The sequence below is a fragment of the Proteus appendicitidis genome (assembly GCF_030271835.1).
In the GTDB taxonomy this organism is placed as follows: domain Bacteria; phylum Pseudomonadota; class Gammaproteobacteria; order Enterobacterales; family Enterobacteriaceae; genus Proteus; species Proteus appendicitidis.
Window position 1 is genome coordinate 3,810,415 of sequence record NZ_CP127389.1, and the last position, 19,359, is coordinate 3,829,773.

The window sequence follows — 19,359 nt, forward strand, 5'->3', positions numbered from 1 at the left end:
ATTGCTATTATTTAAGAGAGACATTCTCGAAGTGATGTTTGCCTAATGGATCAACCACATAGTTTTCTACTTTTTTACTCACTGGCTCATAAACAGTCGAGTGAGCAATAATCAGAGCAGGTGCTTGATCATGCATAACAACTTGAGCTTGTTTGTAAAGTTCAACACGCTTTTCATGATCGGCGGCAACTCGTGCAGGCTGGATCAGATCTTCAAATGGCTTATAGCACCATTTTGAATAGTTCGATCCTTGCTCTTTTGCTGCACAACTAAATAGCGTAGCGAAGAAGTTATCTGGGTCCCCGTTATCACCAGTCCAACCCATCATGACTGCTTGGTGTTCGCCAGATTTAGCACGCTTGAGATATTCGCCCCACTCGTAACTTACAATTTTGGTTTTAACGCCAATTTTTTCCCAATCCGCTTGTATCATTTCAGCCATACGGCGGGCATTTGGATTATAAGGACGCTGTACTGGCATTGCCCATAAATCGATAGTAAAACCATCTGCAAGACCAGCTTCTTTTAGCAGTGCTTTCGCTTTTTCAGGATTATATTCATAATCGACGACATCATCGTTATAACCCCACATTGTAGGAGGAATGAGGTTTTTCGCCTTCTGACCTGCACCTTGATAAACCGCTTCAATAATGGCGTCTTTATTTACCGCCATACTTAATGCTTGGCGAACTTTTTGGTTATCCAGTGGTTTTTTCTCAACGTTAAAAGAGATATAACCCACATTTAAGCCTGGTTGTTCTAACAGATTGATATCGCTATTTTGTTTCATCTTCGCAATATCAGCAGGATTAGGGAAAGGCATTGCCTGACACTCACCTTTTTGCAGTTTTGCATATCGTACAGAGGCATCAGGTGTAATAGAGAAGACTAAACGGTCAATATCTGGTTTTTTACCCCAATATTGGTCGTTGGCTTTATAAAGAATACGAGAATCTTTTTGATATTGCTGTAATTGAAAAGGTCCTGTGCCGATAGGATCGAGATCCACTTTCTCAGGTGTACCTGCTTTCATCATATTATCCGCATATTCAGCAGATAATATGGATGCAAAGTCCATTGCCATATCAGCAATAAAAGGTGCTTCTGAGCGAGTTAAAACAAAACGAACAGTATGATCATCAACTTTCTCGATTTTCTCGATCATGTTGTTCATATCCATACCAGAGAAGTATTCATAACTTCCGCCAGAGACTTTATGGTAAGGATGTTTGGGGTCCATCTGACGCATAAACGTATACATCACGTCATCCGCATTAAATTCACGCGTTGGCTTAAAGGTTTTACTGCTATGCCAATTCACGCCTTTACGTAAATGGAAGGTATACACTTTGCCATCATCGCTTACATCCCAGCTTTCAGCTAATCCCGGAATAATTTCTGTTGTACCCAGTTTAAATTCAACTAAACGGTCATAGATAGGCACTGAACTTGCATCATAAGTTGTTCCAGAGGTAAATAACTGAGGGTTAAATCCTTCAGGTGAACCTTCAGAGCAATACACCAATGTTTTCGCCTGTACACCCGCAGAAACAGCGAGTGCGAGCAATCCAATAGTCGCGGTCAAAATTCCTGTCTGTTTTTTGGAGCTTTTCATCATTACTCTCCGAAATTGTTCTGTTGTGTTTTGGTTTCCTATTTAAAAACGGAATACCTTTTTATTTTGTCATTGTTCAATTAACCAACTGTATTCCCTTACGTCAATAAGGTGTTAGAAGGTAAAAAGAACAAGTTATAAACACAAATGAAACGAATATCGAACAAACACAGAATAAAAAAATAAGTCTCTGACCAAAATCTAGTCAATAAAACCACACATTAAGAAATCCTTAAGTGAAATGACTGTTTTAAAAAAAGCCATAATTTGTGATTAACCGCTTAAATATTGAACGAATATTTTGAAATGAAACAAAGAACTTGGTGCTTTATTCTGTTATGGAAGAAAAATAATTACCTTGCTAGAGGATCCTGATTTTAGTTTTAATCAGACAAATAGAGTGAAAAGTATCAATCTTTAGCTCTTAACAAATCACTTAACTAGATAAGCCGATTAGATTCAGTCTGTTATTAATGATTTTCATGCTTTTATAGTGAAAAATTTATGTTCGTTCAACATTCTCAGACGTTCCATCCTCAATAAAAAGAGAGTTGAACAAAAAACTGAGCGGTTTCTTTAGATTATTAATAAGGCTTTTATAAAATCATTTAAGGATAAAACAACTTTATTGAGCTGGATAAATCCAAAGCCATTTCTAGCCAATATTTCTCTTAATTTGGAAAATATTTCCATGGTCCTCTGTTTCTGACCAGAATGGAAATTTGGAATGCAAGATAGAGATGAGATAGAAGTAAGATGATCGAGAGGAAACACCCTTTATGGCGAAATCAAAAAATAAGCACAAGGTGTTTTGGTAACGCTAAAACGACAAAACCCCGCTTTAAAAGCGGGGTTTCTTAATATGGTCGGCGAGAGAGGATTCGAACCTCCGACCCACTGGTCCCAAACCAGTTGCGCTACCAGGCTGCGCTACTCGCCGAAAACGAGGTGCATCTTACTGCCAGAAACCCACTCCGTCAATACTTTTTTAGTATCTCCTGACTGTTCGTATGGTTTTCAATCAAAACGGTTGATTTTTAACTTTTTATCATAAAAAAGAGGTGAATTTTAGCGTTATTGTAACAAGCTCCCCTCTCTTTCTTCGTTTTACTATGGCTTTCTTTACGTTATCCATAAAACATGAAAAAAAATAACAAATTTATTCTTAATTATTATCGTTTAATTAGTGTACTTTTTATATAATTACATTATGTCGAATAAGGTAGGTAGTTTAGAGAATGAAACAATGTTGGTGGGGTGTCGCATTACTTTTATTGTCAATCACACTTCCAGCTCAAGCATCTACAGCTCATGCTTGCCGAGTGTACTTTAAAGAAGCGGATAGATTTATTCATTACATTTCTCAAAGAGAAGATCTAAAACATAATATGCCGGAGATTAAGGCTAACTTCGAGCAAAGCAAAAAGCAGATAATGACAGCGCCTTTGGCAGAACAAAAAGTAATATGTGACAAGGAAATGCAAGAGCTTAATAGCTTGAATAAAATGTTTGGCCCTAAAGAAGAAACAGCGCTAAATAAATAAACAGATAATGACTAAATATAATTACTTATTTATTTTTATTATTTAGTCATTAACTTGATATTAATTCTTATTTTCATGATTATTATTCACAGTGGTGCTTTCCAATCTTTTTATACGCTCTTTAGGTGAATTATCACTTTTATCATCACTCTGAGTATAATAATCATAAGGTAATAATAACGTATCTAATACGGCACTAAAAGGAAGATCAAGAACAACCAATGGCTTCATTGCCCAGCCAGTTTCATCATCTTTTAGCATGGTCATATTATTTTTTGTGCCTGAATAAAGTTCTTTATTCGGGCCTGCATGAGTCATAACACTTGAGCAACCGGTCAATAATGTCGTCAAAAATGTGACTAATGTTAAATTTTTACTTGTCGTTCTGAATATCATAAGGCACCTATAAAACGAGATCCGTAGTCAACGCTTTTTATCATATAGTTAAACCTGTTTTCTCTTACAGGACAAGAGAAAGATGATATAAAAAAGCTTAATTTTTCAGTCAGTAAATAAATAATTCTAGAGTGAGAAAGTTTCACTTTATCTAATTAAAAAAAACATAATAATATTATTAACTATTATGTTTACATGATATTAAAATTCAACCTTCATTATTTTAAATAAACGCTTTAACGCTATATTTATCTTTCTTGTTTTTTTGATCTCTATATATGTTGAATCTGTGCGATAAGACACAGCGACTTTCATTATTCTTTGCCAAAATAGGTTTATCGTTTTAGCTCAAATTTTCTCATTTTTATTTTTGGGTACAGGATCTTTTTTATGAGTGATATTGCATTAACAATGGTGATGTTGTCATTAGCAGGCGCTCTAGGTCTTTGGATTGGCAATATCAAAATTTATCGAGTCAGCCTAGGGATAGGCGGTGTTCTTTTTGGTGGAATTATTATTGGCCACTTTGCTCAGCACTATAACTTCTCTCTTAATGCACAAACCCTTCATTTTATTCAAGAATTTGGACTTATTCTTTTCGTTTATACTATTGGTATCCAAGTCGGCCCTGGTTTTTTTTCCTCATTACGTGTTTCGGGCTTAAAACTAAACGCTTTTGCCATATTAATTATTCTTCTTGGCTCAATCATAACCGCGTCTATTTATCGTCTATTTGATGTTCCTTTGCCTATTATTTTGGGTATTTTCTCAGGTGCTGTTACCAACACCCCTTCTTTAGGTGCAGGACAACAAATACTGACAGATCTGCATGTTGACCCAACATCGGTAGGGCAAATGGGAATGGGCTATGCCATGGCTTATCCTATGGGGATTTGTGGCATTCTGCTAGTAATGTGGCTTATTCGGGTGTTCTTTAAAATCAACATTGATGAAGAAGCAAAAGCTTTTAGCAATCAACAACACAGCACTAAAGATGCACTACACACCATTAATATTGCGATTAAAAACCCCAATTTAGATGGCTTATTAATGCAAGATATTCCTCTGCTCAATGAAGATGCCATCGTCTGCTCCCGTTTAAAGCGTGGAGATAACATTATGGTCCCGATGCCATCAACGATTATTCAGTTGGGAGATTTACTGCATATTGTCGGTTCAAAAGAAGATCTCAATAAAGTACGGCTAGTACTTGGTGAAGAGGTCGATGCTTCACTTTCAACATCAACAAATTTGCTGCAATCAGTGCGGGTCGTTGTCACGAATGATTCTGTACTCAGTAAACGTTTAAAAGATTTGGATCTGAAAAGAAAATACGATGTTGTAGTGACTCGATTGAATCGCGCAGGTATCGAACTTATTCCAAGCAATAATAGTATGTTGCAATTCGGGGATATTCTTAATGTCGTTGGACGCCCAGAATCTATTGAAGCCATTACAGTCCTGTTAGGTAATGCTCGTCAGAAATTAGAACAAGTTCAAATGCTCCCTGTGTTTATTGGTATCGGCTTAGGGGTTTTACTTGGCTCTATTCCTATTTTTATTCCCGGTATTCCTGTAGCACTTAAACTGGGGTTGGCAGGAGGTCCCCTTGTTGTTGCCTTAATTTTAGGGCGTATTGGTACCTTGGGTAAACTCTATTGGTTTATGCCTCCAAGTGCGAACTTAGCATTGCGAGAACTGGGTATTGTCATGTTTCTTGCGGTGGTAGGGTTAAACTCTGGCGGTGAATTTGTTGAAACATTAATTAATGGTCAAGGCTTGAGTTGGATTGGCTACGGTATTTTAATTACGTTATTACCGTTATTCATTGTCGGTGTGATCGCCAGAGTCTTCTTTAAACTTAATTATTTAAGCCTCTGCGGAATGTTAGCTGGCTCTATGACCGATCCCCCTGCATTAGCCTTCGCAAACTCAATTCATAGCTCAAGTGGGGCTGCCGCGCTTTCCTATGCCACAGTTTACCCTTTAGCGATGTTTTTACGCATCATAACACCACAATTAATGGCACTTATTATATGGACTTTGTAGTAAAAATAATAAATATATTAAATAGTTGAACCAAATTTGTTATCAAAATCCACATTTGGCTTAGCAGAGGGATAATTAAGGCAATGAATGGCTCCTATTTAAGCCATAGATTTTATAAATATCTGTTTTAATAGTTCTCGTGCTAAGAAATTTAGATTGAGACGGATTGCTAAATTTTTAGTAATCAATTTCTTTCCGTCAAACTTATGCTCAAAAGTCCTCGTTATTGTCTTTGCCCCTTCTTCTCGCTGAAGGGGCATTTTTATTAGATATTCACTGGCTGATAGATATTCTCGATTTCTTCAGCCAGAATTTTTATTCCTTTCTCAATCAATTCAGGCTCCGGTACGTAATTCATTCGCATACATTGATGAGCGTGATCCCATGAATCTTCTAATCCTGGAAAGAAGTAATGTCCCGGCACCATTAATACACCCCGTTTTTTCAAACGACGATAAAGTTCTTCACAAGAAACAGGTAAATCTTTAAACCAAAGCCATAAAAAGATTGCACCTTCAGGCTTATGAATAAGACAACGGTCTTCAGGTAAATAGCGGCGAATAATATGAATAGTCTCAAGTACTCGTTGATGATAGAAAGGTCCTATCACATCTTGAGATAATCGCATTAAATCATCGCGTTTTAGCATTTCTAATGCCATTGCTGGCCCTATTCCACCGGGTGCGAGGCTAATAATGCTGTTAACATTTGTAATGGCTGAAATCAGCTCTTCATTGGCGATAATAATGCCACAACGTGCACCCGGTAAGCCTAACTTAGATAGGCTCATACAAAGGATTGTGTTGCCATTCCAACGAGGTGTTGCTTGAGTAAAAATAATCCCCGGAAAAGGAACACCATAAGCATTATCGATAATCAGAGGAATATTGTGCCGTTTAGCTAAAACCTCTAGTTTTTCAACTTCATCATCGGTAATCACATTACCCGTTGGATTTGTTGGTCTTGAAACACAAATAGCTGCAATATCATCACCAATTTCAAGATGAGCAAAATCAACATGGTATTTGAATTGCCCATTTGGCAACATTTCTATAGTTGGCTTATTCGCAACAAAGAGATCTTCTTCTAATCCAGAATCTGTATAACCAATGTATTCAGGGGCAATGGGGAAAAGAATTTTACGTTTTTTGCCATCCTTGGTTGTGCCACCTAATAAATTAAACAGATAGAAAAAGGCGCTTTGGCTGCCATTAGTTAATGCAATATTTTTCGCCGAAATATTCCAGCCTAGCTTTTCTTTTAAACATGCCGCTAACGCTTGTAACATGGCATCTTTACCTTGCGGGCCATCGTAGTTACAAACCGCATCACTTAATGAGCCATTTTCTGTCATCTCTTTAAGTAATTGGCGAAAATAGTTATCCATTTCAGGGATATGGGCAGGATTTCCGCCCCCAAGCATCACAGCGCCATGAGTGCGTAAACCTTCATTTAAATCTTGCATCAAGCGAGCAATGCCTGAATGTTGAGCAAATTTTTGCCCGAATTGTGATAATTGAGTCATCTTTGCAGGTATCTTCTATGTTGCTTTCTCGTTAAGAAATACCATACCGCGAGCTTTAATCTGCATCAATAGTTATAATCGAAATGATAAAATAGTAATATTAATACAGATTTAAATATTGAAATATAAAACTAATAGTTTCTTATTTTAAAGATAACTCAACGCATATTTTACTTTTTATTGGTGTTTTCACTCTCTCCCTGGCGACAAAAGCAAGAGAGAATATGGTCATTTACCATACCAACCGCTTGCATAAAAGCGTAGCAAGTTGTTGTGCCTACAAATTTAAAGCCTTTTTTCTTTAACATTTTTGCCATTTTATCTGAGATTTCAGTGGATGCAGGTACTTGGGATATATCATTCCACTGATTAACAATGGGTTTATTGCCAACAAATTGCCAAATAAACTGACTAAAATCTTCACCTTGTTCTTCCATTGCCATAAAAATACGTGCGTTATTAATAATGGCGTTAATTTTTCCTTGATGACGAATAATAGCGGGATCTTGTAATAGAGTTTCGACATCTTTCTCTGTCATTTTGGCAATTTTTTCGGGTGAAAAGCCTAAAAAACAGCGACGATAGCCTTCTCTTTTTTTAAGAACCGTATACCAAGATAGCCCGGCTTGCTGACCTTCAAGGCAAATCATTTCGAAAAGCTTGTATTTATCTCGTTCCGGTTTTCCCCATTCATTATCGTGATATGCCAGATATTCAGGATCATTAGTGACCCAATCGCAACGCTGTTTACTCATTCTCTAATTCCTTGTTATCAATAACTTTCAATAGCACCACTTATATACTGTATAAATATACATGTAAATAGGCGAAAAAAAATTCAATCTAATTCTTTGAGCATAGTCATAAACTCAATTGAGGAATTATTTTTTTGATCGAGGGAAATTTGCCCGCATTCCTTGCTGTATATCTTTCGTCTAGAAGGTATACTGAAACCTTTCTTTTTATTCTATGTATCGCCATGCGGATATAACATGCAAAAGTTTGATACCAAAACCTTTCAAGGTCTTATCCTGACACTGCAGGATTACTGGGCTAGCCAGGGCTGTACCATTGTCCAACCATTAGATATGGAAGTGGGTGCAGGCACATCCCACCCAATGACTTGTTTACGAGCATTAGGGCCAGAGCCTATTGCTGCGGCTTATGTACAACCTTCTCGTCGTCCAACAGATGGGCGTTACGGTGAAAACCCTAACCGCTTACAGCACTATTACCAATTCCAAGTTATCATTAAGCCATCACCTGATAATATTCAGGAACTGTATCTTGGCTCCTTAAGAGAATTAGGTTTAGATCCAACAATCCATGACATTCGTTTTGTGGAAGATAACTGGGAAAACCCAACTTTAGGTGCTTGGGGCTTAGGCTGGGAAGTTTGGCTCAACGGCATGGAAGTGACGCAGTTTACCTATTTCCAACAAGTAGGTGGATTAGAGTGTAAACCTGTTACTGGTGAGATCACTTACGGTTTAGAACGTCTTGCCATGTATATTCAAGGTGTTGATAGCGTTTATGACTTAGTTTGGTGTGATGGCCCATTAGGTAAAACCACCTATGGCGATATCTATCATCAAAACGAAGTTGAGCAATCAACCTATAACTTTGAATACGCAGACGTAGACTTCCTGTTCTCTTGCTTTGAGCAATATGAAAAAGAAGCTCGTGAGTTGTTAGAGTTAGAAAAACCTCTGCCTTTACCTGCCTATGAACGTATTTTAAAAGCAGGACACACCTTTAACTTATTGGATGCACGTAAAGCTATCTCTGTGACAGAGCGTCAGCGTTATATTTTACGTATCCGTACTTTAACCAAAGCGGTTGCTGAAGCATATTATGCTTCTCGTGAAGCGCTTGGTTTCCCTATGTGTAAAAAGTAAGAGGCTATCATGACAACTGAGACTTTCCTCGTGGAAATCGGCACAGAAGAATTACCGCCGAAAGCGCTTCGTTCTTTAGCCGAATCTTTTGCTGCTAATTTTACTGCTGAACTGGATAACGCAAACATCACTCATGGTGATGTATCTTGGTTTGCAGCACCTCGCCGTTTAGCGATTAAAGTCGCTAATATGGCAAAATCACAAGCAGATAGAACCATTGAAAAACGGGGTCCTGCGATTGCTCAAGCATTTGACGCTGAAGGTAAACCAACCAAAGCGGCTGAAGGTTGGGCAAGAGGTAATGGCATTACTGTTGATCAAGCAGAGCGTTTATCAACAGATAAAGGCGAATGGTTATTTTATCGTGCAGAAGTAAAAGGTGAAGCCGTTAACCAATTACTGATTGGCATGGTAAGCAATGCATTATCAAAATTACCAATTCCAAAATTAATGCGCTGGGGTGATAAAGAAACTCACTTTGTACGCCCAGTTCATACTGTCACCTTATTATTAGGTGATACTGTTATTGATGGTGAAATTTTAGGTATCCAAAGCGATCGCATCATTCGTGGTCACCGCTTTATGGGTGAAGCTGAATTCACTATTGATAATGCAGATCAGTATCCTGAAATTCTTTATGAGCGCGGAAAAGTGATTGCTGATTACGAAACGCGTAAATCAATTATTCTTCATGATGCTCGTCTTGCGGCTGAAAAACTTGGTGGTATCGCAGATTTAAGCGATAGCTTAGTCGAAGAAGTCACTTCATTGGTTGAATGGCCAGTTGTGTTAACAGCAAAATTTGAGGAAAAATTCCTTGAAGTTCCTGCTGAAGCGCTGGTTTATACCATGAAAGGTGACCAAAAATACTTCCCTGTTTATGACAAGCAAGGCAAATTGTTACCTAACTTTATTTTCGTCACTAATATTGAATCTTCTGATCCACAACAGATCATTAGCGGTAACGAAAAAGTGGTACGTCCTCGTTTAGCTGATGCTGAGTTTTTCTTCAAAACTGACCGTAAACAACGTTTAGAAGACAACTTACCACGCCTTGAAACCGTATTATTCCAGAAAGATTTAGGTACACTGCGTGATAAAACTGACCGTATTCAAGCATTAGCTGGCTTTATTGCTGGCAAAATGGGTGCTGATGTTAATAAAGCAACCCGTGCAGGTTTACTGTCAAAATGTGACTTAATGACCAACATGGTGTTCGAATTCACAGATACCCAAGGTGTTATGGGTATGCATTATGCGCGTCATGATGGTGAAGCCGAAGAAGTCGCTGTTGCATTGAAAGAACAATATCAGCCTCGTTTCGCAGGAGATGAATTACCTTCTAATCCTGTTGCTAGCGCCCTCGCTATTGCAGAGAAAATGGATACGCTCGCGGGTATTTTCGGTATTGGTCAACATCCTAAAGGGGATAAAGATCCGTTTGCTCTGCGTCGTGCATCACTGGGTGTTTTACGTATTATCGTTGAGCAAGATTTACCGTTAGATATTGAAGAGCTGACACAAGAAGCGGTTCGCCTTTACGGTGACAAACTGACTAATAAAAATGTCGTCAGTGATGTGGTTGAATTTATGTTAGGTCGTTTCCGTTCTTGGTATCAAGAATTAGGTTACAGCATTGATACGATTCAAGCTGTATTAGCACGTCGCCCAACACAACCTGCTGACTTCAATGCTCGCGTTAAAGCGGTAACTTATTTCCGTACATTAGAAGAAGCCTCTGCATTAGCAGAAGCCAATAAACGTGTTTCTAATATCTTAGCGAAATCGGCTAACGTAAAACTGAATGACACTGTTTTAGCTTCCGTCTTAAAAGCACCAGAAGAAGTTCAATTAGCGGCTAATCTTTCTGTATTACAAGATAAATTAGCACCATTATTTGCAGAACGTAAATACCAAGAAGCATTAGTTGAGCTGGCTTCATTACGTGATGTAGTCAATAACTTCTTTGATAAAGTCATGGTAATGGATGAGGACGAAGCAGTTCGTATCAACCGTTTAACCATGTTAAGTCAATTGCGTGAATTGTTCTTAAAAATCGCGGATATTTCTATTTTACAATAAGTTGTAAAGCTCAAAATACGTAAACCGGCATTGTGAAAGCAATGCCGGTTTTTTTATAGCTTTATGGATGGATATGAACAATAGATTAGTTATTTTTTTAATGGTATATCTATATTGAACTGTGATTTAAGTAATTTAGCTAAATTATTATGATTTAAGCTATTTGGTTCAACTTCACAAAACTGCCCTAACTCCCTTATTTGTTGTATATTCAAGACACTAGTTAACTCAGGCAACTTTTGATTTGGAATATACTGAGCATATATACACTTTCCTCGATTACTTCTCTCGGTTTGCGTATTGATAGGTCGATATATAACCTTAAAGTTACTACTAATATCCATTAAGGTATGTTGATCTATTGGTCTAATTTTACTGATCAAATCAACTAAACTGTTTGGCACATCATCGCTAACTAACAGACAGTTGGCTACTCCATCTCCAGAACCATCTCCAGCAACAATTTTTTTTATGTCTTCATAACTAAAAACAGATGTGAATTCTTCCCCTGTTTGTCCAGTCCTTTTACCAAAACAAACACTAACACCAATAAAAAAAGATGCACTAGGTTGTTTAACCCAACTATTGGCCCACTTAGTACAATGTTGAGTTAACTTATAAAACGCATCAATACCAAATTCTGAAATAATTCTTTTATGTGAATACCAATTACCAAAATAATCAGCACTACTAAGTTTTGCTGAAATTTTAATTGGTGCCCCTGTTTCAAAAGTAATTAGAATATCTGTTTTTTCTCCAAGAGAACCTAACCTCTTAGCCTCCCTAACAGTAGATCCACTGATAACACCAATATCAGTTAACCATTTAGGAATTTTTAATGGCAGTTTATCCCCCGTATTAATTTGACTAACAATATCATCTTCAAATTTATCTGTTTTTTCCGACATTATTCTATCCACTTGTTTTTGAATTAAAAATAAATTGGCCTTTTTCTTTTTAGCATGTGATAATAAAAAAGATGAACACAAGGCGGATTGAGTATGAGTAAAATTAAATTAGCAACTTTATTTTCAGGTGCAGGAGGTCTTGATCTCGGCTTCCAATTAGCTGGCTTTGATTTAGCTTGGTCAAATGAATTCGATAAAAATATTTGGGAAACACATGAAATCAACTTTCCAAAATGTTTACTCGATAAACGTTCCATAACTAAAGTTGAACCTAACGATATACCAGATGTTGATGGATTTATTGGAGGACCACCATGCCAAAGCTGGTCTGAAGCAGGAGCTCGTAGAGGGATCAATGATGAAAGAGGACAATTATTTCATGAGTACATTCGCCTTTTAAAAGCCAAGCAACCTAAGTTTTTTCTTGCTGAAAATGTATCAGGGATTTTACATGCGAAGCATAGCATAGCATTGTCTAACATATTAAACGAATTCTCATTAGCTGGCTACAACGTCACATACAGGCTTCTAAATGCTAGTGATTATAATGTGCCTCAAGATAGAAAAAGACTGATTATTGTTGGATTACATCACTCAATCAACAAAGAATTCATATTTCCAGAAGCAGTAAAGAATAAACTAACATTAAAAGATGCCATTTTTGATCTAAAAGATAATGCAGTAGCTGCTATAGATAAAAATAAGAAGAATCCAGAGATACAGTACCCAAATCATGAATATATGACTGGCGATTTTTCATCTATCTTTTTATCTAGGAATAGAGTGAGAGGTTGGGATGAACAATCATTCACTATACAGGCAGGTGGAAGGCATGCCCCCATACACCCAAATGCCCCTAAAATGATAAAAATAGCAAAAGATAAATTTGAATTTGTTCCAGAAAAAAAAGATTTATATAGGCGAATGTCTATTCGTGAATGTGCAAGGGTTCAAACTTTCCCTGATGATTTCATATTTAGTTATACTACACTAGATAATGGTTATAAAATGGTAGGCAATGCAGTTCCTGTAGAGTTTGCTAAAATTATAGCAACTTCAATCAAAGAACAAATATTCTGATTCAGAAGTAATTTATTAAAGATTCTTTTATTATAGTGTAAGGGTATCCCATGATTTAGATACCCTTTTTATTAAAAACTACAACCCAGTCTCTACTGTAAATATCTGGCGATAACCCTCAACATCACGCATAAATGCAATATAGTGGTCATCTGGAGAGAATACGACAGCGTCACTACTTGGTGCTTGTGCTGTTTTTTCTGTTAATCGAGTTAACTCACCCGTTTTCACATTACATAACATCACGCTATTATCACAAATAAAGGTGAGATATTGTCCGTTACTATTCCATGTAAAGGCTGACTGAATATCCCAATCTTGCGAGGTGACTTGCTTTATTGCTTTCGTACTTGGCGATACGGTATATAACTGCACAATACCGTTATCATCTTTCATTAAAAAAGCAATCGCATCGCCTTGTGGAGAGCTTCTTAACCAGTGACGAGGCTGATTTAAAACACCTGCATATTTTCTATTTGCTGTATTTGTTAGGCGAACTTGATGAACCCCTTTAGCCACTGCTGGCATTGTTGTATCAGTTCCTGCTAATGGTTTATCACCTTCAATGCTAAAAGCGTGATTATCATCAGGTAAATCCACTAAGAAAATATCAGAAACTTTATCGCCCTTTTCACTCACAGTATCGCCGATAAATGCAATAGCCCAGCGTTGTTGTGAACCATCAGCCTTTGTATAACCTTGGGTACCAATCCAACACTCTTCATAAGCTTTATTAATTTCGTCGCTTCCCTTTTGTGGATGCGCCACGGTTTGGCTTATCACGGTACAGAAGTATTCACCATCATATTCACGAGGATGTTTCTTAGTGACATTAACCGCTTTAAGAGGTACAGCAACAGCCACATTACGTTGATCATATTCGCTCCCTAATTCGTGCATAATATGATCATTATAAGTAAAGCTTAAACGAGTACCGTCAGGGCTAAAGACATGAACATGCGTGCCGCCACGTAATGCACCCGCTTGATAAGGTGAAGTCAATGAACACGCATCAATATTAAATGCACGATTGTTTTCTGACTCATCAACAATCACACCACGACGATGATGAAAGTCATAATGCCATTCATTATCTGGATTTTCTGGCCCATGAATAAATGCATAACGCACAGGCTCTGTTGGGCTTACGGTCACAACACCTGCATGTGCCCCTTGTGTTGCTGTGTAAATTATCTGTTGCTGTTTTGTTTTCGCATGAATTTTTTCTATGGTTAAACCTGTAAAAGATCCCCCATTGGGACGTACATCATAGACTAACCACTGGCTATCTGGTGTCCAAACATTTATATTAGTTAGCTGATGATGACGGCTATCAAACGTAATCTGGTGTTCCTGAAAAGACATATTTATCCTTATCGGGAAATAAATTTCCACATTATAAAAACTAATTAATTCTACCTGGCACTAAAAAAATTCAGTCGAGACTTTTTCGCAAGGTAATTACTCTATCCTCACTAAATAGTCAGAAAATTAGAAAATCATGTTACTTAGTGTTCTCTATATTATTGGTATTACTGCAGAAGCCATGACGGGTGCGCTTGCTGCTGGCCGTCGTAAAATGGATGTTTTTGGCGTAATTATTATCGCCTCTGCAACAGCTATTGGTGGTGGCTCTGTCAGAGACATTCTACTCGGCCATTACCCGCTAGGTTGGGTCAAACACCCCGAATATATCGTCACTGTTGCATGTGCTGCTGTTATTACTATGTGGGTTGCTCCTATGATGAAGCACCTACAGCGGCTCTTTCTTATCCTAGATGCCATCGGCCTAATGGTTTTCTCTATTATCGGCGCACAAATCGCACTCGATATGGAATATGGTCCCATTATTGCTGCTATTGCCGCGGTGATTACAGGTGCTTTTGGTGGTGTATTAAGAGATATGCTTTGTAATACCATTCCTCTGGTTTTCCAAAAAGAAATTTATGCCGGTATCGCTTTTGGTGCTGCGTGGCTTTATATGGGATTACTGTTTTATACACCATTACCAAGAGACGTCATTATCATCATTACCCTAATTGCTGGGTTAACCGCTCGACTTCTCGCTATTCGTTATAAATTGGGCTTGCCTGTCTTTAATTACGAGAATCAAGATTAACGAATCGCTGTTTTAACGACAGCGGTTCTTTTTGATTCTGTGGGGTATCTCAAAATATAATCTCTTTTCGCTATCGTGATAAAAGGTAATTCCTATCACTGAGCCTTTAATTGTATGTTAATATTGACATACTTTAATTTTTCTCTTGTTTCTATATTAAGAAAATAGAATGTAATAAGAAAAAAATAGCCCTGTATTAAACATGGGCACTGTATGTCATTCATTGTATGTGTATACTATATGGGGGATTTGCTCCCTAAACATGTATTTATACTTAATTCTCCAGTCAAATTCAGAAAGTCATCATGATCCAAGGAACACTTTATATTGTTTCCGCTCCAAGCGGTGCGGGTAAATCAAGTCTTATTCAAGCGCTGTTAAAAACACAGCCTTTATATGACACACAGGTTTCTGTCTCTCATACAACCCGCCCAATGCGACCGGGAGAGAACCATGGTGAACATTACTTCTTTGTTACTGAAGAAGAATTTAAAAGCATGATAGACAGTGGGGATTTCCTCGAACATGCTTGTGTTTTTGGTAACTATTACGGAACATCCGGTAAAGTTATCAAAGAAATCTTAGCCAGTGGTGTCGATGTCTTTTTAGATATTGACTGGCAAGGCGCACAGCAAGTGCGCAAAGCGATGCCTGAAGCTCGCAGTATTTTTATTCTGCCACCGTCAAAAGAAGAGCTTTACCGCCGACTTCGTGGACGTGGGCAAGATAGCGAAGAAGTGATTACAAAACGTATGTCACAAGCTGTATCGGAAATGGAACATTTTAATGAGTATGATTATTTGCTGATTAATGATGATTTCAATACTGCGCTTGCTGATTTACAATCAATTATTCGCTCAGAAAAATTACGCCTTGATCGTCAAACGCTACGACATGGTGATTTAATCAGCAAATTATTGGCAGACTGAGTTAACTTTCAGTATTATGCCCAGTCATTTCGTTAATGGTGGAGTAACACAAATATGGCACGCGTAACCGTTCAAGACGCTGTAGAGAAAATTGGTAACCGTTTTGACCTCGTTCTGGTCGCAGCACGTCGTGCGCGTCAGTTACAAGTTGGCGCTAAAGATCCTTTAGTTCCAGAAGAAAATGATAAAATGACTGTTGTCGCGCTACGTGAAATCGAAGAAGGCCTGATTAACGGTAAAATTCTTGATGCTCGTGAACGTCAAGAGCAGCAAGAGCAAGAAGCAGCAGAGTTACAGGCTGTTTCAGCGATTGCGGAAGGTCGTCGTTAATCGTTTTATAAAATAGGGGTAGGTCTGCCTTGTACCTGTTTGAAAGCCTGAATCAAATCGTTCAAAAATACTTGCCATCGGAGCAAGTCGAACAACTTAAAAAAGCCTTTATCGTCGCCCGAAATGCCCACGAGGGGCAAACTCGTTCAAGTGGTGAGCCTTATATTACTCACCCTGTTGCGGTTGCGTGTATTCTTGCAGATATGCGATTAGACCACCAAACGCTGATGGCGGCGCTGTTGCATGATGTTATCGAAGATACACCTGCAACCTTCCAAGATATCGAAAGCCTCTTTGGTAGTACGGTTGCCGATCTTGTTGAAGGAGTGTCTAAACTTGATAAATTGAAGTTTAGAGACAAAAAAGAGGCTCAGGCTGAAAACTTCCGTAAGATGATTATGGCGATGGTAAAAGATATCCGCGTCATTTTGATCAAGCTGGCAGACCGAACTCACAATATGCGCACACTGGGATCATTACGCCCAGATAAACGTCGCCGTATTGCTCGCGAAACACTCGAAATTTACAGCCCTCTTGCACACCGTTTAGGTATACACCATATCAAAACAGAGCTTGAAGAGCTGGGTTTCGAGGCGCTACATCCTAATCGCTACCGTGTAATCAAAGAAGTCGTTAAAGCAGCTCGGGGTAACCGTAAAGAGATGATTAATAAAATCCTCTCTGAAATTGAAGGTCGCCTGACAGAAGCGCATATCGAATGCAAAGTGAACGGTCGCGAAAAACACCTTTACTCTATCTATCGGAAAATGTTGTTAAAAGAGCAACGTTTTCACTCGATTATGGATATTTACGCCTTTCGCGTTATCGTGAAAGAAGTCGATACCTGTTATCGCGTTTTAGGTCAAATGCACAGTCTTTATAAGCCTCGCCCCGGTCGAGTTAAAGACTATATTGCAATCCCCAAAGCCAACGGCTATCAATCTCTTCATACCTCACTCATTGGCCCTCATGGAGTGCCCGTTGAAGTACAAATTCGTACTGAAGATATGGATCAAATGGCAGAAATGGGGGTTGCTGCACATTGGGCTTATAAAGAGCAAGGTGAACAACCGGGCACAACGGCACAAGTTAGAGCGCAACGCTGGATGCAAAGTTTACTTGAATTGCAACAAAGCGCGGGTAGCTCATTTGAATTTATTGAGAACGTAAAATCAGATCTCTTTCCTGATGAAATCTACGTTTTCACGCCAGAAGGGCGCATTGTTGAATTACCAACAGGTGCTACCCCTGTCGATTTTGCTTATGCCGTACACACAGATATCGGTCATGCCTGTGTCGGTGCAAGGGTTGATAGACAACCTTACCCACTTTCACAATCGCTACGCACAGGGCAAACCGTTGAGATTATTACTGCTCCGGGTGCAAGACCGAATGCAGCTTGGCTAAACTTTGTCGTCAGTTCAAGAGCGCGCTCTAAAATTCGACAACTGCTGAAAAACCTAAAACGTGAAGACTCTGTTAATTTAGGTCGTCGTTTACTCAATCACGCATTAGGTGAGCACAAGCTTGCTGATATTTCAGCTGAAAATATTGAGCGCGAATTGAAGCGTATGAAGCTTCATTCAATCGACGACTTAATGGCTGAAATTGGTTTAGGTAATACAATGAGCGTTGTTGTTGCGCGTAATTTATTGATTGATAGTCAAAATCAAGATGAGAACGCACAAACAGACACAGCTAATGATGAAACACCTAAACTCCCAATTAAAGGTGCTGATGGCGTATTGATCTCCTTCGCCAAATGTTGTCGCCCTATTCCGGGTGATCCTATCATTGCACATATTAGCCCGGGTAAAGGTTTGGTTATTCACCATGAATCTTGTCGTAATATTCGTGGTTACCAAAAAGAGCCTGAAAAATTCATGCCTGTCGAGTGGGATAAAGAGATCAACAGCGATTTCATCACTGAAATTAAAGTTGATATGATTAACCACCAAGGCGCTTTAGCAAACTTAACCGCAGCTATTAATGATGCAAATTCAAGTATTCAAAGTATGAATACAGAAGAGAAAGATGGTCGCGTATATTGTGCTTTTATTCGCTTAACCGCGAAAGACAGAATTCAATTAGCCAATATCATGCGTAAACTTCGCATCATGCCAGACGTTCTGCGCGTTAGCCGTAATAAAAACTAGTCATGAATTCAATTCGATATGCCCGCATCTGCCAAATGATGGCGATGCGGCAGCCTGATCTTACTGTTTGCCTTGAAGAAGTGCATAAATCCCATAATGTTGCTGCGGTTATAAGAACAGCGGATGCTGTGGGTATCCCTAAAATTCATGCGATTTGGCCTGAAGAAAAAATGCGGATGTTAGTTTCCCCCGCAGCAGGAAGTAACAGTTGGGTCAATGTAGAGACTCATCCTACTATTACAAATGCCATTAGCGCCTTTCGCGCCCAAGGTATGCAAGTTCTTGCGACTCATCTCTCAGATAAAGCAGTGGATTTCCGTGAGATTGATTACACACGCCCGACTTGTATTATTATGGGACAAGAAAAAACGGGGATCTCACAAGATGCTATCGCGCTTGCAGATCAAGATATTATTGTGCCGATGATGGGAATGGTACAATCCCTAAATGTTTCTGTCGCCAGTGCGCTAATTTTATATGAAGCACAACGCCAACGTCAGGCTGCGGGTATGTATAATCGAACAGAAAGCACCTTAACGGAAGAAGAACAACAAATTCTTCTCTTTGAAGGTGGATACCCAGTATTGGCAGAAGTTTCTCGTCGAAAAGGACTACCTCGCCCTTATATTAATGGCAGTGGTGAGATTGAAGCACCTGAGTCATGGTGGGCAGAAATGCAAATGACGCAAAAACAACTTAGGAAATTAAAAAAGACGGAGTATTGATCC

16 protein-coding genes and 1 tRNA gene are annotated in these 19,359 nt (G+C 38.6%); 10 read left to right on the plus strand and 7 right to left on the minus strand.

All coding sequences use genetic code 11. The annotated features are described in order from the left end of the window. Positions 1-7: 7 nt before the first annotated feature. Together dppA and QQS39_RS17405 are read right to left on the minus strand one after the other, a co-directional pair. Positions 8-1,615 carry a dipeptide ABC transporter periplasmic-binding protein DppA gene (gene dppA / locus QQS39_RS17400; protein ID WP_151436325.1) on the minus strand — a complete coding sequence of 536 codons (1,608 nt, stop codon included), beginning with the start codon at positions 1,613-1,615 and terminating at the stop codon, positions 8-10. 863 nt (positions 1,616-2,478) lie between these two features. Further along, a tRNA-Pro gene (locus tag QQS39_RS17405) sits at positions 2,479-2,555 on the minus strand. 298 nt (positions 2,556-2,853) lie between these two features. Here QQS39_RS17405 and QQS39_RS17410 point away from each other — a divergent pair. Then, on the plus strand, positions 2,854-3,159 hold the full coding sequence (locus QQS39_RS17410) for a DUF5339 family protein (RefSeq protein WP_151436326.1): 306 nt from the start codon (positions 2,854-2,856) through the stop codon (positions 3,157-3,159). Between the two features lie 60 nt (positions 3,160-3,219). On the opposite strand, the gene QQS39_RS17415 is transcribed toward QQS39_RS17410, so the two are convergent. Beyond that, the gene (locus QQS39_RS17415; RefSeq protein WP_151436327.1) at positions 3,220-3,555 is read right to left on the minus strand and encodes a YceK/YidQ family lipoprotein; all 336 of its coding nucleotides are present in this window, start codon (positions 3,553-3,555) and stop codon (positions 3,220-3,222) included. 390 nt (positions 3,556-3,945) lie between these two features. Between QQS39_RS17415 and QQS39_RS17420 the strand changes: the two genes are divergently transcribed. Next, positions 3,946-5,604, plus strand: a complete 1,659-nt coding sequence (locus QQS39_RS17420) for a putative transporter (RefSeq protein WP_285805048.1) — start codon at positions 3,946-3,948, stop codon at positions 5,602-5,604. A gap of 265 nt (positions 5,605-5,869) precedes the next feature. On the opposite strand, the gene QQS39_RS17425 is transcribed toward QQS39_RS17420, so the two are convergent. Both QQS39_RS17425 and QQS39_RS17430 read right to left on the minus strand, forming a co-directional pair. After that, positions 5,870-7,129: a valine--pyruvate transaminase gene (locus QQS39_RS17425; RefSeq protein ID WP_151436329.1), complete on the minus strand. Its 1,260-nt coding sequence runs from the start codon at positions 7,127-7,129 to the stop codon at positions 5,870-5,872. A gap of 170 nt (positions 7,130-7,299) precedes the next feature. Further along, the gene (locus QQS39_RS17430) at positions 7,300-7,884 is read right to left on the minus strand and encodes a DNA-3-methyladenine glycosylase I (RefSeq protein ID WP_151436330.1); all 585 of its coding nucleotides are present in this window, start codon (positions 7,882-7,884) and stop codon (positions 7,300-7,302) included. A gap of 237 nt (positions 7,885-8,121) precedes the next feature. Here QQS39_RS17430 and glyQ point away from each other — a divergent pair, with 237 nt between their 5' ends. Both glyQ and glyS read left to right on the plus strand, forming a co-directional pair. Then, positions 8,122-9,027, plus strand: coding sequence for a glycine--tRNA ligase subunit alpha (glyQ, locus tag QQS39_RS17435; protein WP_151436331.1), 906 nt, complete (start codon positions 8,122-8,124; stop codon positions 9,025-9,027). Positions 9,028-9,036: 9 nt separating this feature from the next. After that, on the plus strand, positions 9,037-11,109 hold the full coding sequence (gene glyS / locus QQS39_RS17440) for a glycine--tRNA ligase subunit beta (RefSeq protein ID WP_285805049.1): 2,073 nt from the start codon (positions 9,037-9,039) through the stop codon (positions 11,107-11,109). An 89-nt stretch (positions 11,110-11,198) separates the two neighbouring features. Here the strand turns inward: glyS and QQS39_RS17445 are convergent, their stop codons facing one another. Further along, positions 11,199-12,017, minus strand: coding sequence for a hypothetical protein (locus QQS39_RS17445; protein ID WP_285805050.1), 819 nt, complete (start codon positions 12,015-12,017; stop codon positions 11,199-11,201). Positions 12,018-12,110: 93 nt separating this feature from the next. Here QQS39_RS17445 and QQS39_RS17450 point away from each other — a divergent pair, with 93 nt between their 5' ends. Continuing rightward, positions 12,111-13,097 (plus strand): DNA cytosine methyltransferase, encoded by a 987-nt coding sequence (locus QQS39_RS17450; protein WP_198626306.1) that lies wholly within the window; start codon positions 12,111-12,113, stop codon positions 13,095-13,097. A gap of 78 nt (positions 13,098-13,175) precedes the next feature. On the opposite strand, the gene QQS39_RS17455 is transcribed toward QQS39_RS17450, so the two are convergent. Then, positions 13,176-14,462, minus strand: coding sequence for a YidR family protein (locus QQS39_RS17455; protein WP_151436336.1), 1,287 nt, complete (start codon positions 14,460-14,462; stop codon positions 13,176-13,178). 136 nt (positions 14,463-14,598) lie between these two features. Between QQS39_RS17455 and QQS39_RS17460 the strand changes: the two genes are divergently transcribed. The 5 genes from QQS39_RS17460 (at position 14,599) to trmH (ending at position 19,356) form a co-directional block, all read left to right on the plus strand. Further along, positions 14,599-15,216 carry a trimeric intracellular cation channel family protein gene (locus QQS39_RS17460; RefSeq protein WP_006534609.1) on the plus strand — a complete coding sequence of 206 codons (618 nt, stop codon included), beginning with the start codon at positions 14,599-14,601 and terminating at the stop codon, positions 15,214-15,216. 305 nt (positions 15,217-15,521) lie between these two features. After that, positions 15,522-16,145, plus strand: a complete 624-nt coding sequence (gene gmk / locus QQS39_RS17465; protein ID WP_023583250.1) for a guanylate kinase — start codon at positions 15,522-15,524, stop codon at positions 16,143-16,145. Between the two features lie 54 nt (positions 16,146-16,199). Beyond that, entirely contained in the window at positions 16,200-16,475 is a 276-nt protein-coding gene (rpoZ, locus tag QQS39_RS17470; protein ID WP_006534607.1) for a DNA-directed RNA polymerase subunit omega, read from the plus strand. Positions 16,476-16,504: 29 nt separating this feature from the next. Further along, on the plus strand, positions 16,505-18,631 hold the full coding sequence (spoT, locus tag QQS39_RS17475; protein ID WP_285805051.1) for a bifunctional GTP diphosphokinase/guanosine-3',5'-bis pyrophosphate 3'-pyrophosphohydrolase: 2,127 nt from the start codon (positions 16,505-16,507) through the stop codon (positions 18,629-18,631). 2 nt (positions 18,632-18,633) lie between these two features. Continuing rightward, on the plus strand, positions 18,634-19,356 hold the full coding sequence (gene trmH / locus QQS39_RS17480) for a tRNA (guanosine(18)-2'-O)-methyltransferase TrmH (protein ID WP_285805052.1): 723 nt from the start codon (positions 18,634-18,636) through the stop codon (positions 19,354-19,356). Positions 19,357-19,359: the final 3 nt, after the last annotated feature.

What these genes read in the sequence shown, in the direction of transcription:
- dppA (WP_151436325.1), bottom strand. Translation starts at nt 1,615, where the DNA reads ATGAAAAGCTCCAAAAAACAGACAGGAATTTTGACCGCGACTATTGGA.
- QQS39_RS17410 (WP_151436326.1), top strand. Translation starts at nt 2,854, where the DNA reads ATGAAACAATGTTGGTGGGGTGTCGCATTACTTTTATTGTCAATCACA.
- QQS39_RS17415 (WP_151436327.1), bottom strand. Translation starts at nt 3,555, where the DNA reads ATGATATTCAGAACGACAAGTAAAAATTTAACATTAGTCACATTTTTG.
- QQS39_RS17420 (WP_285805048.1), top strand. Translation starts at nt 3,946, where the DNA reads ATGAGTGATATTGCATTAACAATGGTGATGTTGTCATTAGCAGGCGCT.
- QQS39_RS17425 (WP_151436329.1), bottom strand. Translation starts at nt 7,129, where the DNA reads ATGACTCAATTATCACAATTCGGGCAAAAATTTGCTCAACATTCAGGC.
- QQS39_RS17430 (WP_151436330.1), bottom strand. Translation starts at nt 7,884, where the DNA reads ATGAGTAAACAGCGTTGCGATTGGGTCACTAATGATCCTGAATATCTG.
- glyQ (WP_151436331.1), top strand. Translation starts at nt 8,122, where the DNA reads ATGCAAAAGTTTGATACCAAAACCTTTCAAGGTCTTATCCTGACACTG.
- glyS (WP_285805049.1), top strand. Translation starts at nt 9,037, where the DNA reads ATGACAACTGAGACTTTCCTCGTGGAAATCGGCACAGAAGAATTACCG.
- QQS39_RS17445 (WP_285805050.1), bottom strand. Translation starts at nt 12,017, where the DNA reads ATGTCGGAAAAAACAGATAAATTTGAAGATGATATTGTTAGTCAAATT.
- QQS39_RS17450 (WP_198626306.1), top strand. Translation starts at nt 12,111, where the DNA reads ATGAGTAAAATTAAATTAGCAACTTTATTTTCAGGTGCAGGAGGTCTT.
- QQS39_RS17455 (WP_151436336.1), bottom strand. Translation starts at nt 14,462, where the DNA reads ATGTCTTTTCAGGAACACCAGATTACGTTTGATAGCCGTCATCATCAG.
- QQS39_RS17460 (WP_006534609.1), top strand. Translation starts at nt 14,599, where the DNA reads ATGTTACTTAGTGTTCTCTATATTATTGGTATTACTGCAGAAGCCATG.
- gmk (WP_023583250.1), top strand. Translation starts at nt 15,522, where the DNA reads ATGATCCAAGGAACACTTTATATTGTTTCCGCTCCAAGCGGTGCGGGT.
- rpoZ (WP_006534607.1), top strand. Translation starts at nt 16,200, where the DNA reads ATGGCACGCGTAACCGTTCAAGACGCTGTAGAGAAAATTGGTAACCGT.
- trmH (WP_285805052.1), top strand. Translation starts at nt 18,634, where the DNA reads ATGAATTCAATTCGATATGCCCGCATCTGCCAAATGATGGCGATGCGG.